The following is a 16,757-nucleotide window of genomic DNA, read 5'->3' on the forward strand; positions in this document are numbered from 1 at the left end:
TAGTGTCCCATGACGGTTGGCTAGCGCAACTTGTTTGGGGGGAGACCTAGGTCGTAGTGCGGTGTCGGAGACTCAGCGCAGGGCGGTCGCGGGGCGGACTTCCCACACCGTCCACAGAGGACGGTACCCCTGTCGGGCCCAGAACACCGGGGACAGCGGGTTCGGCGGGTTGTAATACAGGAACGAGCCGACCGTGCGCGGGCTCAGTTCGGCGTGCGCGACAGCCATCAGCGCCCGCCCGACGCCCGCGTGCCGCGCGTCCGGCAGCACGGACAGGCAGTTCACATATCCCCAGCGGCCGTGCCGCACCCGCGTCTCGGCCCAGGAGCCCGGCACGGAGTCGGTGTGCCAGCCTTCGGCGTGCCCGACCGCGACCCCGTCGCGCTCGGCCAGCCAGATGGGGTCGCCCTGGGTCAGGTGCGCCCGCAGTGCGGCCCGCTTGACCGCGCTCGCGTCCGGCCGCGGTATCGCGCCGCCTACCTGCGCCGAGTAGGCCACCTCCGCCAAGGCGGACTCGACCAGCACGTCCAAATCCGCGCGGGTCGCCCGGCGGACCGTCACACCCGGTGTCGAATCGCTCGCCGGTGTCGTCGCCGTCCGCACGGCCAAGACCGAGAGCGGGACGAACCCGTGCGCCAACAGCGCATTCGCCGCCGCCGCGTCCCGGCTCGGCCAGGTCACCACGCACGCGGTGTCCGCGCTGGTCACCGTCAGTGCGCTCGGCAGGGCGCGCAGCAGCGGGTCGAGCGCGTCGCCCTCGGCGGCGCCGAGCAGCGGGTGCAGTTCGAAGACCTCCGAGGCCGACCACAGCGACTGCGGCGTGCCCGGCTGGATGAGGGTGCGGGTCAGCACCGCCGAGACACGCTCGCCGTCAGGGAGGGCCGCGGTGAGCAGGTCGCCAGGCGGCGGTTGCACCGCGGCTGGGAGCAGGGGGTCCAGACCGGCGAACCGGGTGGACTGGGCGCGCAGGAGCGCCGCCGTCACCGGCGGCACCTGAAGATCGCCGTGCCGGGGAACAGCTCGCCGCGCAGCGGGCTCCACTGGCCCCACTCCTGGGTGTGGCCCTCGGGCCACTCCGGCTCGACCAGGTCGAAGATCGTCAGCCCGGCGCCGGTCAGCGCGCGGACGTAGTCACCGAGCGTGCGGTGGTGCTCGACGTAGGTGGGCGTGCCCTGCTCGTCGACCTCGACGTACGGCGTCCGGTCGAAGTACGAGCCGGTGACCCGCAGGCCGTCCGGGCCCGGGTCGTCCGGGAAGATCCAGCGCATCGGGTGGGTGACCGCGAACGTCCACGTGCCACCCGGGCGCAGGACGCGCGCGACCTCGCTGAACACCGCGCCCACGTCGGCGACGAACGGCACCGCGCCGAACGCCGAGCACGCGATATCGAACGTCCCGTCGGCGAACGGCAGCTTCTCGGCGTTTCCCCTGATCAGCGGCACGTCGATCCCCGTGGCCAGGTTGGCGGCCGAGGCGTAGCGCAGCATCCCGGCCGACAGGTCCAGCCCGACCACCCGCGCGCCCCGCGCGGAGAGCCACCGCGCGCACGGCGCCGACCCGCAGCCCACTTCCAGCACGTCACGGCCGGAGACGTCACCCAACAGGTTGGCGTCCTCTTCGCGAAGCGATTCCGGGCACCAGACGAAGTCGGCGACACCGAGAAATTCACCGTGCTCGGCGTGATAATCGTCGGCGTCGGCGTCCCACCAGGCGATGTTGGCGGCGACGGACTCGGCCGAGCCCACATTCACCCTGGCGACGGCGGTCGTGCCGAGGGCCTTCTCGGCGCTTGGGTTGGACACCGTGACATCCTGTCACCAGCGGCCGGACCAGCAATCTCGGAGGTACCCCGGGTTTGCCCGGTCATCACGCAGCCGCGTAGGATACCGCCGCGCAGTGGTTTCGCGCTGACTTGGGTTTCTGACCGCTGGGAATCATTCACGGGTCGCGCGGCGTTGTCGGTGTGGTCCTGTTCGTTCGGGTGTGCCGTCGGCGAAAAATTCCGCCGCGCCCCGGATATCGAATGCCTTGAAAACCGTAAGCCCGACCCAAACCAATCCGTACCGGAGCCACCTACCCTATGTCCACCGACACCACCATTGTCCCGGCTGTCACCGCGCCGAAGCAGCAGGTCGCCGTCAACGACTTCGCATCCGAAGAGGAGTTCCTCGCTGCCATCGACGCGACGATCAAGTACTTCAACGATGGCGACATCGTTGAGGGCACGATCGTCAAGGTCGACCGGGACGAGGTCCTGCTCGACATCGGCTACAAGACCGAGGGCGTCATCCCCTCGCGCGAGTTGTCGATCAAGCACGATGTCGATCCCGCCGACGTGGTCAAGGTCGGCGACGAGGTCGAGGCCCTCGTTCTCCAGAAGGAGGACAAGGAGGGCCGTCTGATCCTGTCCAAGAAGCGCGCTCAGTACGAGCGTGCGTGGGGCACGATCGAGGCTCTCAAGGAGTCGGACGAGCCGGTCAAGGGCACGGTCATCGAGGTCGTCAAGGGTGGCCTCATCCTGGACATCGGTCTGCGTGGCTTCCTCCCGGCGTCGCTGGTCGAGATGCGCCGCGTGCGCGACCTGCAGCCGTACGTCGGCCGCGAGCTCGAAGCCAAGATCATCGAGCTCGACAAGAACCGCAACAACGTGGTCCTGTCGCGTCGCGCGTGGCTCGAGCAGACCCAGTCCGAGGTCCGCAGCGAGTTCCTCAACCAGCTGCAGAAGGGCCAGGTCCGCAAGGGCGTCGTGTCCTCGATCGTCAACTTCGGTGCCTTCGTGGACCTTGGTGGCGTCGACGGCCTGGTGCACGTCTCGGAGCTGTCCTGGAAGCACATCGACCACCCGTCCGAGGTTGTCGAGGTCGGCCAGGAAGTCACCGTCGAGGTCCTCGACGTCGACATGGAGCGCGAGCGCGTGTCGCTTTCGCTCAAGGCGACGCAGGAAGACCCGTGGCGTCAGTTCGCCCGCACCCACGCGATCGGCCAGATCGTGCCGGGCAAGGTCACCAAGCTGGTTCCGTTCGGTGCGTTCGTCCGCGTGGACGAGGGCATCGAGGGCCTGGTCCACATCTCCGAGCTGGCCGAGCGCCACGTGGAGATCCCGGAGCAGGTCGTGCAGGTCGGCAACGACGTCATGGTCAAGGTCATCGACATCGACCTCGAGCGTCGCCGCATCTCGCTGTCGCTGAAGCAGGCCAACGAGGGCTTCACCGCCGACACCGAGTTCGACCCCACGCAGTACGGCATGGCTGCCGAGTACGACGCCGAGGGCAACTACATCTACCCCGAAGGCTTCGACCCGGACACCCAGGAGTGGCAGGAAGGCTTCGACAAGCAGCGCGAGGAGTGGGAGCGTCAGTACGCTGAGGCTCACGTTCGCTACGAGCAGCACATGAAGCAGATCGTCAAGGCCGCCGAGGCCGACGCCGAGGCTGAGGCCGCTGGCGAAGGCGCGGCTCCGGCTGGCGGCGGTTCCGGTGGCGAGCAGAACTACTCGTCCGGCGCCGGTACCGAGAAGGCGGCCCAGTCGGGCGGCACTCTTGCCAGCGACGAGCAGCTCGCCGCTCTGCGCGAGAAGCTGTCGGGCGGCGTCTGATCTAGCCGCTTGATCTAGATCCACCGAGAGCCCCGCACCCACCCGGTGCGGGGCTCTCGTTTACCCGCGGCTCGCGGATCGTCAACCAATGGTTGACGATTGGGGTGGCGTCAACCTAAGGTTGACGGCATGACCACTCCACGTCTCGATGACCTCATCGGCGCCATCCGCGCCACCTACTCCGACGAGAACCCCCTGGGTCAGCTGTCCGCGGCCGTCATCGCCGCGGAGTACCTCGGCGAGATCTCCGACCACCTCATCGGCCACTTCGTCGACCAGGCCCGCCGCTCCGGCGCGTCCTGGACGGACATCGGCAAGAGCATGGGCGTCACCAAGCAGGCCGCGCAGAAGCGCTTCGTCAGCAAGGACGACCCGAACATGTTCGCCCGCTTCACCGAGAAGGCCCGCCAGGCCGTCGTCGCCTCGCAGACGGAGGCGCAGCAGTCGAAGCGGTCCAGGATCTACCCGGAGCACCTGCTGCTCGGCCTGCTGTCCGCACCGGACAGTTTGGCCATGAAAGCGTTGGGGGAGCAGGGAATCGACGCGGACAAGATTCGCGCCGGGGTCGTGCTGCCCGAGGCTGGTGACGCCGAGCCGGGCCCGCTGGTCGAGTTCTCACCCGCGTGCAAGAAGGCCCTCGAGCTGTCCGTGCGGGAGTCGCTGCGGCTCAGCCACAACTACGTCGGCACCGAGCACCTGCTGCTGGCGCTGTTCGAGATCGACGAGTCGCCGCTGCCCGCGCTCGGCGCGGACCGGGCGAAGGCGGAGGAGTTCATCACCAAGGCACTGGCGAAGCTGCTCGAAGCCCGGGGGTGATCAGCCGATGGCGGGTGCCCAGGCGCGTTCCATGGCCGCGGCCACAGCGCGCCTGCGCAACCCGGCGAGGCTGTGCCGGGCGGGGAGGAGGACTGTCGTGAGCCACGAACGGCGGTACTCGTCCAAGGCTTCGGCCACGGACGCGTGGGCGACACAGTGGACCAAACCAGGGGTCCCGAGCCGGTGCCGTCCAGACCGCCGCGCGCTCCGCATCGAAGTTCCTCCGTGTGGGTGACGGTGTTGCGCGCAACCGTACGACCCACCGTGGGTAAACGGTGGAATTTCGCCGGTGTGTCGTCCTAATCGGGTACCGGCCGCCGCTCCCGGCGTCTGCGGAAGGCCCGGACCTTGCGGAAGGTCCACACGGCCATGAACCCGAGCGCGATCAGGAACGCGATCACCAGGACCGGCAGGAAGATCGCCACGAAGCTCAGGCCGATCGACCCGGCGTCCTCGATCGTGCTCACCACCGGCGCGCCCACCCCGGCGGTGCTCGCGTTGATCACCGGCCGGGCGGCGGCCTTGGTGAGGTGCACGATCAGGGCGGTGACGATGCCCAGCAGCCATCCCACCCACGGGTGATCGCTCATCCAGGTCGAGTTGTCGAAGTCCGACGCGGCCTGGGTCGCGCTGAACACGATGCCGCCGGACGCGGGTCGGATGGCGGTCTGGATGGTGTCGTTGATGCTGTCCACAACCGGGACTTTGTCCAGGACGAACTCGGCGGCCAGCAGCACGGCCACGATGCCCAGCACCCAGCCGTTGCCGAGCCAGGTGAACTCCTTGGGCAGGGTCACCGAGTCGGTGAAGTTCGCCAGGAGCCCGACCACGAGGATCGGGATGTAGGCGTTGAGTCCCGCCGCAGCGGAGAGGCCCATACCGGTCAGTGCCGCGAGCATGGGAGTGATGTTAGGACCGGGCCGTGATCGCCGCGCGCCGGCTGGGAGACTGGCCCGCATGTTGTATGTCGGCCTCAGCGGCGGAATCGGGTCCGGGAAGTCCACTGTGGCCGGCAGGCTGGCCGAGCACGGGGCCTACGTCGTCGACTCGGACAAGGTCGCCCGTGAGGTCGTCGAGCCGGGCACCGAGGGGCTCGCCGAGTTGGTCGCCGCGTTCGGTGACGGCATCCTCGCCGAGGACGGTTCACTGGATCGGGCGGCTCTGGCGTCGATCGCGTTCACCGATGACGAGTCCCGGCAGCGGCTCAACGCGATCATGCATCCCCGGGTGGGCGCGCGGACGGCTGAGCTGATCGCGGAGGCGCCCGCGGACGCGGTTGTCGTGCAGGACATCCCGTTGCTCGTCGAGATCGGCGTGGCTCCGGTGTACCACCTGGTGGTGATCGTGGACGCTCCCGTGGAGGTCCGCGTGCACCGGCTCGTGCACTCGCGGGGACTCCAGGAGGCCGACGCGCGCGCCAGGATCGCCGCGCAGGCCACGGAGGAGGCCCGGCGCGCGGTCGCCGACGTCTGGCTCGACAACAGCGGACCCGCCGACCAGGTGCTCGCGGCCGTCGACGAACTGTGGGCCGACCGGCTGGTCCGCTATGAGGCCAACGTCCGCCTGCACCGCCACACCCCGCGCGGCGCGCCGCGATTGGTCGAGCCCGACCCGACCTGGCCCGCGCAGGCTCAGCGCGTGATCTCGCGGCTGCGGTTGGCGGCGGGGGAGAAGGCCCTGCGCATCGACCACATCGGGTCGACTTCGGTGCCCGGTCTGGCGGCGAAGGACGTCCTGGACGTCCAGCTCGCCGTGGCCGCACTCGACGACTCGCTCGACGAACCCCTCGCTCGGGCCGGGTTTCCGCTGCTGCCCGGCTTCGACCAGGACACCCCGCACGACGGTTCGACCCCCTGGCCCAAGCGCACCCACGTCGGCGCCGACCCGCTGCGCTGGGTCAACGTCCACCTCCGCGAGCAGGGCTCGCCCGGCTGGCGCTTCGCCCTGCTGATCCCCGCCTGGCTCCGCGCCGACGACGCGGCCCGTCAGGAATACGAGCAGCTCAAGCGCGACCTCGCCGACAAGTTCGACTCCATCCCGGAGTACGGCGAAGCCAAGGACGCCTGGTTCGTCCAGGCCCACGTCCGCGCCGAGAAGTGGGCCGCCGAGACCGGCTGGACACCCTGAAATGGGACTTTCGCGGTAGTCGGCTCTCGCCAGGCTTGACGTATGCCCATATGGGTATACGATTGCGGCATGGCACGAGCAGCGACGACAGTGGACGCGTTCAACGCGGTGGCCGAGCCCCGGCGGCGGGACATCCTCGATGTCCTGGCCCACGGGGAGCTGCCGGTGAACGACCTCGTCGCCCGGCTCGGGCTGGCGCAGCCGCTGGTGTCCAAGCATCTGCGGGTGCTCAGGGAGGTGGGCCTCGTGGAGGTGCGCGACGAGGGGCGGCAGCGGATCTACCGGCTCAACGGCCACCCGCTCAAACCCATTCACGACTGGGTGCGCGCCTACGAACGCACCTGGACCGAACGCTTCGACCGCCTCGACGCGGTGCTGGAAGAACTCAAGGACATGGAGGAAGACAATGGCAGCGACGACTAGCGGGACGGCGGTAGTGACCCTCCCGTCGGACACGCAGATCCTGATCACCCGGGAGTTCGCGGCGCCCAAGCACCTGGTCTACAAGGCGTGGACCACCCCCGACCTGATCAAGCGCTGGTGGGCGGGCGACCGCGGCGAGGTCACCAGCATCGACGTCGACCTCCGCGTCGGCGGCACCTGGCGCTACGTGATGGTCGCGCACGGCGGGTTCGAGGTGGCCTTCCACGGCGAATACCTGGAGATCGAACCGAACGAGCGCCTGGTGAGCACGGAGATCTACGAAGGTATGCCCGACGGTCAGGCCGTGAACACGCTTACCCTCACCGAACACGACGGCCGCACCACGCTGACGGTCTTGGTGCAGCACCAAACCAAGGAACACCGCGACGCCCACGTCGACTCGGGCATGGAGGGCGGCCTGCAGGAGGCGCTCGACCACCTGGAGCAGGTAGCCGTCTCCCTAACCTGACCCCAATTCGCCGCCGCAGCAGCCCCGAGCTAAACCCCCGCCCACCCAGGGACTGCCCTTGGCCAGTCTATCGGCTGGTCAGGGCGGGTGGGAGGGGGTGCGCTTGGGCTGTGGACAACCTGGCGCGGGTGTGGAGAAGTCTGGTCAGTACGGCGGCCACACCTCGAAGATGTGCTTGTATGCCAGCCACGACGAAAGGTCGTGGCGGAAGCGGCTCAGTTCTTCGAGGGTCTTGTGCACCGTGCACAACGCCAAATCCGCGTCGCCGACTCGGAGGACCAGGCCCGCGACCGCGGCCGCGAACTCTTCCGAGCGCACGATCCGCGCTGTCGAGCCGCTGCCGGGGGCGGCGAGCCCCAGGAGCAGGTCCGTGGTCCGCCAATAGCGCCCATCCCGCAGCACCCGGACGGCGGTCAGGACGCTTGGTCCGCCGCGTGCGTGGCGCGAGCGGGGCTTCTGCTGGGTCAGCCGGAGATTGAGATCGGGGAGCAGCCAGGTGACTTCGGTGTCCGAGAACGGGTCCTCGGGGGTCGGGCACTCCATGCGGAGACCCCAGCGCTCGATCTGGCACGTCCGGAGGTTGCGTGACATCCCGGACGAGTAGCTGCGTGTTGCGCTCACCGTGTCGACTATGTCGACCAGTTGCGGCGTGATGGCCGTGCCCACGCGGCCTGAGGGTAGTCGGCAGTATCCGTTCTGTGATCATCGGGACCGATTCGTTATGTCACGACTCGTGTTCACACGGATATCTATCGAGCGAAATATTCACCCGATCCGCTAATGGTCTATTGACCGCTTCCGGGGCCGCGCGCTAGCGCTTTTGCCACTTTGTCGCGATACCCAGACCGTTGAGCCAGCCGTCGACGTCGTAGCCGTGCCGGGAGATCCCGTCGACGCTGCGGTGGGTGCGTTCCAGCGCCCGCTGCGCCGCCGACTGGTCGATCAGTTTGATCCGCAGCGCCGCGAGCAGTTCGTCGGTGTCCTCCACGCGGAGGTCGTGGCCGGTGCGGACGAGGATGTCCAAGTACAGGTCCTTGGTCCGCCAGATCGGCCCGTCGGTGATGTCGACGATGTCGATGTAGAAGTCGTGACCGAGGTCGAAACCCGGGTTGGCCTGCCATTTCGACACCCGCAGCCCGAGTTCGGGCAGCAGCAGCGACTCGAAGTAGGCGATGCGTCGGTGGCCGTCGACCGGGCGCGCCATGTAGAGCCCGTGCTCGGTGTGGCGGTATTCGTCGACCGTCCGGACGAAGCCCTTGGGGTCGATATTGGTCATCGCCTCGACATCGAAGAGCTCCACCTTGGGTGGGTGCACCTCGTGGTGGCGGTCGTCGCGGCGGGCGATCGGGACAGGCACCGGGAAGTTCGCGGCCATGCGCCCATCGTGCCTACTCCACCCGGCCCTGGCACAGCCTTTTCTGTGGGTTTCCGACGTCCGATCGGGTGAATCCCGCTAGGCTCCCGCGAACTCGCCGTGGTGATCTCGAAAGGACACTCGCGCTCATATGTTCGGAATCCTGCGGCCCTGTCGCCACCGCCTGCCCGGCGATCTCGCCAAGACGTGGCTGGCCCATCTCTGCGGCCTCTGCTTGGCCCTTCGTGACGACCACGGCCAGCTCGCGCGCACCGTCACCAACTACGACGGCCTGGTGATCTCCGCTCTGGTCGAGGCGCAGACAGCCACCGCCCGGCGCCGGATGGCCGGACCGTGCGCGCTGCGGGCGATGAAGCCCGCGTCCGTCGCCGAGGGCTCCGGCGCCCGGCTCGCGGCCGCGGTCTCGCTGGTGCTCGCCTCGGCGAAGATCAACGACCACGTCGAGGACCGCGACGGCGTCTTCGGCCGCCGCCCGGTCGCGGGCGCCGCGCGCCGGGTGGCGACCCGCTGGGCCCGTCAGGGCGACAAGACAGGGGCCGATATCGGCTTCTCCACCGCGGTCCTGCTCGACGCCGTCGGGCGCCAAGGCGAGGTGGAATCCGCGCTGGGCCTCGGTTCCTCCGTGCTGACGGCGACCGAGCCGACCGAGGCCGCGACCTCCAAGGCCTTCGCCCACACCGCGCTGCTCGCCGAGCGGCCGGAGAACCTCGAGCCGCTGTCGGAGGCGGGCAGGCTCTTCGGCCGCGTCGCCCACCTCATCGACGCCGTGGAAGACCTCGAAGCCGACAAGGCATCGGGCGCGTGGAACCCGCTGACCGCGACCGGCACCAGCATCGAAGAGGCGCGGCGGCTGTGCGACGACGCCGTCATGGGTGTCCGGCTGGCCCTGTCCGAGGCGACCTTCAGCGACTCGAAGCTGGTGCACGCCCTGCTGGTGCACGAACTCGGCGCCGCGGTCGGCCGCACCTTCCGCGCCCACTACCCGCAAGGTCCGCAGGGGCCCTACGGACCGCCGGGGCCCAACGGTCCGTACGGCCCGCCCCAGCAGCCGTACGGCGCGCCTGGCCCGCACCAGGGGCATGGGCACCAGCCCTACGGGCAGCAGGGATGGCAGCGTCCCGGTCCGCCGCTGCCCCCGATGAGCGCCGGGCCGCCGCCTCCCGGGGCGACCGGCCCGGAGGGTCCGCCGCCTCCGCCCAAGAAGGGCCGCAAGGGGCGCGACATCTACGAGCCGTCTCGCTGCCTGTGCTGGAAGTGGCCCAAGCTCAAGCCCGTGCCGCAGAGCCGCGGGATGATCCTTGGCTGCGCGGCCTGCCTCTACGAGTGCGGGACCTGCCAGCAGTGCTGCCGCGACCCGTTCCCCGGGCCGTGGAGCGGCAAGCCGCACGACGCGTGCGGCGACTGCGACTGCGGCAGTTGTGACAACTGCTGCTGCGACTGTTGTGACTGCAGCTGCTGAACCGCCCTTGACCGTTGCCTACTCGTCAGTAATTATGACAGCTGTCATAGTCGCGGCGTGGAGGTGTGCTCGTGGACGAGTCCAGGTGGCAGAAGAGCGCATGCATCCTCTGTGAGTGCAACTGCGGTATCGAGGTCCAGGTACAAGACCGAAGCCTGGCCAAGATCCGCGGCGACAAGACGCACCCCGGCTCGGAGGGCTACACCTGCGAGAAGGCGCTGCGGCTCGACCATTACCAAAGCCGGACCGTGCGCCTGACCAGCCCGCTGCGCAGGCGCGCGGACGGCACGTACGAGGAGATCGACTGGGACACCGCGATCACCGAGATCGCGGCCCGGCTCAAGGCGGTCCGTGACACCCACGGCGGCGACAAGATCTTCTTCTATGGCGGCGGCGGCCAGGGCAACCACCTCGGCGCGACCTACAACAAGGCGCTGCAGGGCGCGGTGGGGGCCAAGTACCAGTCGAACGCGCTCGCCCAGGAGAAGACCGGCGAGATGTACGTCGACGGCAGGCTCTACGGCGGTCACACCAAGGGCGACTTCGAGCACGCCGAGGTCGTCGTCTTCGTCGGCAAGAACCCGTGGCAGTCACACAGCTTCCCCCGTGCGCGGCCGGTCTTGAAGCAACTCGCCGCCGACCCCGAGCGCACGATGGTGGTCATCGACCCGCGGCGCAGTGAGTCCGCCGCCATGGCCGACATCCACCTGCAGGTCCGCCCCGGCACCGACGCGTGGTGCCTGGCCGCGCTCGGCGCGATCCTCGTCCAGGAGGACCTGGTCGACCACGCGTTCATCGACGACCACACCAGCGGCGCCGAGTCGCTCCTCGCCGCCTACCGCGAGATCGACGTGACCGACTACGCGGACCGCTGCGGCGTCCCCGAGGACTTGCTTCGCGAGACCGCGCGCCGCATCGGTACCGCGAAGAGCGTCTGCACTTATGAGGACCTCGGCATCCAGCAGGCCCCGCACAGCACGTTGTCGTCCTACCTCAACAAGATGCTGTGGATCCTGACCGGCAACTTCGCCAAGCCGGGTGCGATGTTCCTGCACTCGTCGTTCGCGCCGATCGCGGGCGCGGCGCCGGGCGGAGGCGGGTCGCGGCGCCCTAAGAGCGCGATGCAGCGGGCTCTGGGCACCGCGACGGACCTCGCCGCCGCGGCCGCCGTGCGGCTGCCCGCGGTGCTGCCGGACTTCCTCGCCACCCGCCTGGGCGCACTGCTCCAGCCGCCGGTCGCGAAGGTCGCAGGCGGCGGCTCCGGCGCCAAACCCACTGGTGGCGGCAGGCGCACGCCGGTGACGAACGCGCGCATCATCGCCGGGCTCGTCCCGTGCAACTCGATCGCCGAGGAGATCCTCACCGACCACCCGGACCGGTTCCGGGCGATGTGGATCGACAGCGTCAACCCGGCGCACTCGCTCGCCGACTCCGAGAGCTTCCGCGAGGCGATGCGGGCGCTCGACCTGACCGTGGTCATCGACATCGCGATGACCGAGACCGCGCGGCTGGCCGACTACGTGCTGCCCGCGTCGACCCAGTTCGAGAAGTGGGAGTGCACGTTCTTCAACGTGGACTTCCCGCGCAACGTCTTCCACCTCCGCGCGCCGGTCATGTCGCCGCTGCCCGGCACGCTCGCGGAACCGGAGATCTACACGCGACTGATTCGCGAACTCGACGTCGTCGGCGACAGCGTCCTAGAGCCGTTGCGTCGCGCCGCTCGCCGTGGCCGCAAGCAGTTCGCGCTGGCGTTCTTCACCGCCGTGGGCTCCAACCCGAAGCTGATGCCGCTGGCTCCGTACCTGCTGCGCGAGACGATCGGTGAGACGCTGCCCGAGGGTGCGGCGGGCACGGCGTCGCTGTGGGGTGCCGCGCAGCTCTGCGCGATGGCCAACCCCAAGTCGGTGCGCCGCGCGGGCTTCGACGGCACCGGGTTCGAACCGGGCGACAAGCTGTTCGACACCGTGCTCCGCGGCGAGGGCGTCGTGTTCACCCTCGACGACTACGAGCACGCCTGGGACTACGTCCGCAGGCCCGACCGCCGGTTCACCCTGGAGATCCCCGAACTGCTCGACCGGGTGCGCGCGCTGGCCGATGAACCGAGTTCCTGGGTCACCGAAGAGTTCCCGTACGTGCTATCGGCGGGGGAGCGGCGGTCATTCACCGCGAACACGATCATCCGCGACCCGTCCTGGCGCCGCCGCGACCACGACGGCGCGTTGCGGATCAACGCCGCCGACGCGGCCGGGCTCGGTGTCGGAACCGGCGACCGGCTCCGGGTGGTCACCGAACGAGGTCAAGCCGACGCCGTTGTCGAGGTCTCGGACATGATGCAGGCGGGCCACATCTCGCTGCCCAACGGCATGGGGCTCGACAACGGAAGCGCGAAGGTCACCGGTGTCGCGCCCAACGAGCTGACCTCGCTGCACCACCGCGATTTCCTGGCGGGCACGCCGTGGCACAAGTACGTCCCCGCCCGCCTGGAGCGCATCGATGCCTAGGTCGCCCCGCGACTCGATGATCGATAGCGCTGTCGTGCTGTTCCGACAGCGCGGGGTCGCCGACACCTCGCTGCGCGACGTCGTCGAACACAGCGGGGTCTCGCGGGGGTCGATCTACCACCACTTCCCAGGCGGCAAGGAGGAACTCGCCCTCGCGGCCACCGAGCGTGGCGGCGACTTCATCGGGAACCTGCTGGAGCGGCTGCTGGCCGACGTCGACGGCGATCGCGCGATCGCCGCGTTCGTCGACTACTGGACCTCGGCCCTGACCAAGGCCGACTTCGTCGACGGCTGCCCGATCGGCGCGGCCGCTCTCTCCTCCGACGAGACGGCGTCGGCCCGCGACGCGGCGGGTCGCGCGTTCGCGCGATGGGAGACGCTCCTGGCCGACGCGATAGCCCGCCGCGGCGTCCCGACCGCCCGCGCGGCGTCGCTGGCCACGTTGGCGATCGCGAGCATCGAGGGGGCGCTGCTGATGTGCCGGGCGCGACGCGACACGGAGCCCCTGACCAGGGTGGGCACCGAGCTGAGGGCCCTGCTCAGTCCGTCCGACTGAGATTGTCGGTGGGGCCGCGTACTGTCGGGTTGTGGCTTTTCCGACCGAGCACCCAGTCCTCGCGCACTCCGAACACCGACCCGTCGGCGACATCCCCCGTGCCGACGGGAAGTTCCGCATGGTCGCGGATTACCAGCCCGCGGGCGACCAGCCCGCCGCCATCGAGGAGCTGGAGAAGCGGATCAAGGCGGGCGAGCAGGACATCGTGCTGCTCGGCGCCACCGGCACCGGCAAGTCGGCGACGGCCGCCTGGCTCATCGAGCGGGTGCAGCGGCCGACGCTGGTGATGGCGCCGAACAAGACACTCGCCGCCCAGTTGGCCAACGAGCTGCGCGAGTTCTTCCCGGACAACGCGGTCGAGTACTTCGTCAGCTACTACGACTACTACCAGCCCGAGGCGTACATCCCGCAGACGGACACCTACATCGAGAAGGACTCGTCGGTCAACGACGACGTCGAGCGGCTGCGCCACTCCGCGACGATGAGCCTGCTCTCGCGGCGCGACGTCATCGTGGTCGCCTCGGTGTCCTGCATCTACGGCCTCGGCACTCCGCAGTCCTACCTCGACCGCTCGGTCGGGCTCAACGTCGGCGGCGAGGTCGAGCGCGATGTGCTGCTCCGCGCGCTGGTCGACATCCAGTACGCCCGCAACGACATCGCCTTCGCCCGCGGCACGTTCCGCGTGCGCGGCGACACGGTGGAGATCATCCCGGCGTACGAGGAGCTGGCGATCCGCGTCGAGTTCTTCGGCGACGAGATCGACAAGCTCTACTATCTGCACCCGCTGACCGGCGACATCGTCCGCGAGGTCGACGAACTGCGGATCTTCCCCGCCACCCACTACGTCGCGGGCCCCGAGCGCATGGAACGCGCGATCGGCGCCATCGAGGCGGAGCTGGAGGAGCGCCTCGCGACCCTGGAGCGCCAGGGCAAGCTGCTGGAGGCGCAGCGGCTGCGGATGCGCACGGCGTACGACGTCGAGATGATGCGCCAGGTCGGGTTCTGCTCCGGCATCGAGAACTACTCCCGGCACATCGACGGCCGCGGCGCGGGCACCGCCCCCGCGACCCTGATCGACTACTTCCCCGACGACTTCCTGCTGGTCATCGACGAGTCCCATGTGACCGTGCCGCAGATCGGCGGCATGTACGAGGGCGACATGTCCCGCAAGCGCAACCTGGTCGAGCACGGCTTCCGGCTGCCCAGCGCCGTCGACAACCGGCCGCTGACCTGGGAGGAGTTCGCCGAGCGGATCGGGCAGACGGTGTATCTCTCGGCCACCCCCGGCCCGTACGAGATGGGCCAGGCGGGCGGCGAGTTCGTCGAGCAGGTCATCCGCCCGACCGGCCTGATCGACCCCGAGGTCATCATCAAGCCGACCGAGGGGCAGATCGACGACCTGGTCCACGAGATCCGCGAACGCGCCGAGCGCGACGAGCGGGTGCTGGTGACCACGCTGACCAAGAAGATGTCCGAGGACCTCACGGACTACCTGCTGGAACTGGGCATCCGGGTGCGCTACCTGCACTCCGAGGTCGACACCCTGCGCCGCATCGAGCTGCTCCGGCAGCTCAGGCTCGGCGACTACGACGTCCTGGTCGGCATCAACCTGCTGCGTGAGGGCCTCGACCTCCCGGAGGTCTCGCTGGTCGCGATCCTCGACGCGGACAAGGAAGGCTTCCTCCGCAGCGGAACCTCGCTGATCCAGACCATCGGCCGCGCCGCCCGAAACGTCTCCGGCCAGGTCCACATGTATGCCGACCGGATCACCGACTCGATGCAGCACGCCATCGACGAGACGAACCGCAGGCGCGCCAAGCAGATCGCGTACAACACCGAGCGCGGCCTCGACCCGCAGCCGCTCCGCAAGAAGATCAACGACATCCTCGACCGCGTCCTCAACGAGGCCACCGACGACGACTCGGTTCCCGTGGGCGGCTCGGGCCGCAACACCTCTCGCGGCAAGCGGGCGGCGGGGGAGCCCGGCAACGCCCGAAGCGCCGGGATCGTCGGCGGTAAGGACGTCAAGTCCATGCCGCGCGCGGAACTGGCGGACTTGGTGCAGCAGCTGACAGACCAGATGATGAACGCGGCCCGCGACCTCCAGTTCGAACTGGCGGCCCGCCTGCGCGACGAGATCCACGACCTGAAGCGCGAACTGCGGGGGATGGACGCGGCCGGGATCAAGTAGCCAACGGTCCGCCCGGCGAGATGGCGTCGGGATCGCGGTGACCTGGCCGCCGGCATCAGTGCGGGAATAGGTCTGCCCCACCTCTTGTTTGAGAGTTCAACTACTAACAGGGGAGTGGGGCAATGGGTCACGAGATCCTGGGCACGCGGCAGGAGCCGACGTTCGGGCTGGACACCTTCGGCGACCTGGAGATCGGCGCCGACGGTGAGCTGGTGAGCCAGGCGGAGGCGATCCGACAGGTGGTGGCCGAGGGAGTGCTGGCCGACCAGGTCGGTGTGAACTATTTCGGCGTCGGCGAGCACCACCGGGCCGAGATGGCGGTGTCCTCACCCGACGTCGTGCTGGCCGCGATCGCGGGCCAGACCGAACGCATCCGGCTCGGCACCGGCGTGACCGTGCTGAGCTCGGACGACCCGGTCCGGGTCTACGAGCGGTTCGCCACGCTGGACGCCGTGTCCCGTGGCCGCGCGGAGGTCACGTTGGGCCGCGGGTCGTTCACCGAGTCGTTCCCGCTGTTCGGGCACTCGCTGGCCGACTACGACGTCCTGTTCGCCGAGAAGCTCGACCTGTTCACCCACCTGCAGGACGAGAAGCCGGTCACCTGGAGCGGGACGGTACGGCCGCCGCTGGAGCAGGCGCAGGCCTACCCGGTCACCGAGTCGGGCAGGCTGCCCGCGTGGGTCGGTGTCGGCGGCACGCCGCAGTCGGTGGTCCGGGCCGCCGCGTACGGGCTGCCGCTGGTGATGGCGGTGATCGGCGGGTCGCCGCAGCAGTTCGTCCCGCTGGCCGAGCTCTACCGGCGGGCACTGGCCGAGGCGGGCCACCCGGAGTTGCCGGTCGCCATGCACAGTCCGGGGCACGTCGCCGAGACCGACGAACTCGCGCGGGCCCAACACTTCCCGCACCACCACGCGGCGTTCGCCAAGATCGGCGCCGAGCGGGGGTGGGCCCCGATGACCCGCGCCGACTACGACGCGATGGCAGGCCCGCGCGGCGCGCTGTTCGTCGGGTCGCCGGAGACCGTCGCGCAGAAGATCGCCTGGGCCGTGCGCACCCTCGGCCTGTCCCGTTTCCAGCTCAAGTACGGCGTCGGCGCACTGCCGCATGAGCAGCGGCTCGAGTCGATTCGGCTCTACGGCGAGCAGGTCGTGCCCCGGGTGAGGGAGCTTCTCGGCACCCAGGATCTCGCCACCTGGGCGTCCTGACCACACTTCGGCCGCCACCGAACCGTCCACAGGGCATCCT

General features: G+C 69.4%; 16 protein-coding genes. 10 read left to right on the top strand and 6 right to left on the bottom strand.

What is annotated here, in order from left to right; all coding sequences use genetic code 11:
* Nucleotides 1–72: 72 nt before the first annotated feature.
* Both C8E96_RS21675 and C8E96_RS21680 read right to left on the bottom strand, forming a co-directional pair.
* The gene (locus C8E96_RS21675; RefSeq protein WP_091375703.1) at nt 73–984 is read right to left on the bottom strand and encodes a GNAT family N-acetyltransferase; all 912 of its coding nucleotides are present in this window, start codon (nt 982–984) and stop codon (nt 73–75) included.
* Nucleotides 981–1,802 carry a class I SAM-dependent methyltransferase gene (locus C8E96_RS21680; RefSeq protein ID WP_091375440.1) on the bottom strand — a complete coding sequence of 274 codons (822 nt, stop codon included), beginning with the start codon at nt 1,800–1,802 and terminating at the stop codon, nt 981–983. Before C8E96_RS21680 ends, C8E96_RS21675 begins: the two co-directional genes overlap by 4 nt.
* Before the next feature lie 278 nt (nt 1,803–2,080).
* Here C8E96_RS21680 and rpsA point away from each other — a divergent pair, with 278 nt between their 5' ends.
* Nucleotides 2,081–3,595, top strand: a complete 1,515-nt coding sequence (gene rpsA, locus C8E96_RS21685; protein WP_091375444.1) for a 30S ribosomal protein S1 — start codon at nt 2,081–2,083, stop codon at nt 3,593–3,595.
* 129 nt (nt 3,596–3,724) lie between these two features.
* Entirely contained in the window at nt 3,725–4,411 is a 687-nt protein-coding gene (locus C8E96_RS21690; RefSeq protein WP_091375447.1) for a Clp protease N-terminal domain-containing protein, read from the top strand.
* Here the strand turns inward: C8E96_RS21690 and C8E96_RS21695 are convergent, their stop codons facing one another.
* Together C8E96_RS21695 and C8E96_RS21700 are read right to left on the bottom strand one after the other, a co-directional pair.
* Nucleotides 4,412–4,624, bottom strand: a complete 213-nt coding sequence (locus C8E96_RS21695) for a hypothetical protein (RefSeq protein WP_091375452.1) — start codon at nt 4,622–4,624, stop codon at nt 4,412–4,414. It abuts the gene before it with no gap.
* An 86-nt stretch (nt 4,625–4,710) separates the two neighbouring features.
* Nucleotides 4,711–5,310: a DUF4126 domain-containing protein gene (locus C8E96_RS21700; RefSeq protein ID WP_091375456.1), complete on the bottom strand. Its 600-nt coding sequence runs from the start codon at nt 5,308–5,310 to the stop codon at nt 4,711–4,713.
* Between the two features lie 58 nt (nt 5,311–5,368).
* Between C8E96_RS21700 and coaE the strand changes: the two genes are divergently transcribed.
* From coaE to C8E96_RS21715, 3 genes are all read left to right on the top strand, one after another.
* The gene (coaE, locus tag C8E96_RS21705) at nt 5,369–6,538 is read left to right on the top strand and encodes a dephospho-CoA kinase (RefSeq protein WP_091375458.1); all 1,170 of its coding nucleotides are present in this window, start codon (nt 5,369–5,371) and stop codon (nt 6,536–6,538) included.
* A 69-nt stretch (nt 6,539–6,607) separates the two neighbouring features.
* Nucleotides 6,608–6,961, top strand: a complete 354-nt coding sequence (locus C8E96_RS21710; RefSeq protein WP_091375461.1) for an ArsR/SmtB family transcription factor — start codon at nt 6,608–6,610, stop codon at nt 6,959–6,961.
* Nucleotides 6,945–7,430: an SRPBCC family protein gene (locus tag C8E96_RS21715; RefSeq protein WP_091375464.1), complete on the top strand. Its 486-nt coding sequence runs from the start codon at nt 6,945–6,947 to the stop codon at nt 7,428–7,430. Before C8E96_RS21710 ends, C8E96_RS21715 begins: the two co-directional genes overlap by 17 nt.
* Nucleotides 7,431–7,574: 144 nt before the next feature.
* On the opposite strand, the gene C8E96_RS21720 is transcribed toward C8E96_RS21715, so the two are convergent.
* Nucleotides 7,575–8,096 (bottom strand): DUF402 domain-containing protein, encoded by a 522-nt coding sequence (locus C8E96_RS21720; RefSeq protein ID WP_091375467.1) that lies wholly within the window; start codon nt 8,094–8,096, stop codon nt 7,575–7,577.
* A gap of 145 nt (nt 8,097–8,241) precedes the next feature.
* Nucleotides 8,242–8,805, bottom strand: coding sequence for a DUF402 domain-containing protein (locus C8E96_RS21725; protein WP_091375471.1), 564 nt, complete (start codon nt 8,803–8,805; stop codon nt 8,242–8,244).
* A gap of 130 nt (nt 8,806–8,935) precedes the next feature.
* On the opposite strand from C8E96_RS21725, the gene C8E96_RS33445 reads away from it, so the two are divergent.
* From C8E96_RS33445 to C8E96_RS21750, 5 genes are all read left to right on the top strand, one after another.
* On the top strand, nt 8,936–10,264 hold the full coding sequence (locus C8E96_RS33445; protein ID WP_091375474.1) for a DUF5685 family protein: 1,329 nt from the start codon (nt 8,936–8,938) through the stop codon (nt 10,262–10,264).
* A gap of 71 nt (nt 10,265–10,335) precedes the next feature.
* Nucleotides 10,336–12,765, top strand: a complete 2,430-nt coding sequence (locus C8E96_RS21735; protein ID WP_228769911.1) for a molybdopterin-dependent oxidoreductase — start codon at nt 10,336–10,338, stop codon at nt 12,763–12,765.
* Complete coding sequence (locus C8E96_RS21740; RefSeq protein WP_091375482.1) at nt 12,758–13,321, top strand: TetR/AcrR family transcriptional regulator; 564 nt, start codon at nt 12,758–12,760, stop codon at nt 13,319–13,321. Before C8E96_RS21735 ends, C8E96_RS21740 begins: the two co-directional genes overlap by 8 nt.
* 31 nt (nt 13,322–13,352) lie before the next feature.
* On the top strand, nt 13,353–15,512 hold the full coding sequence (gene uvrB / locus C8E96_RS21745) for an excinuclease ABC subunit UvrB (RefSeq protein ID WP_091375485.1): 2,160 nt from the start codon (nt 13,353–13,355) through the stop codon (nt 15,510–15,512).
* Nucleotides 15,513–15,634: 122 nt separating this feature from the next.
* Nucleotides 15,635–16,717 (top strand): LLM class flavin-dependent oxidoreductase, encoded by a 1,083-nt coding sequence (locus tag C8E96_RS21750; RefSeq protein WP_091375488.1) that lies wholly within the window; start codon nt 15,635–15,637, stop codon nt 16,715–16,717.
* Nucleotides 16,718–16,757: the final 40 nt, after the last annotated feature.

Origin of the sequence: Actinokineospora alba, from assembly GCF_004362515.1 — a bacterium.
GTDB classification, from domain to species: Bacteria; Actinomycetota; Actinomycetes; order Mycobacteriales; family Pseudonocardiaceae; genus Actinokineospora; species Actinokineospora alba.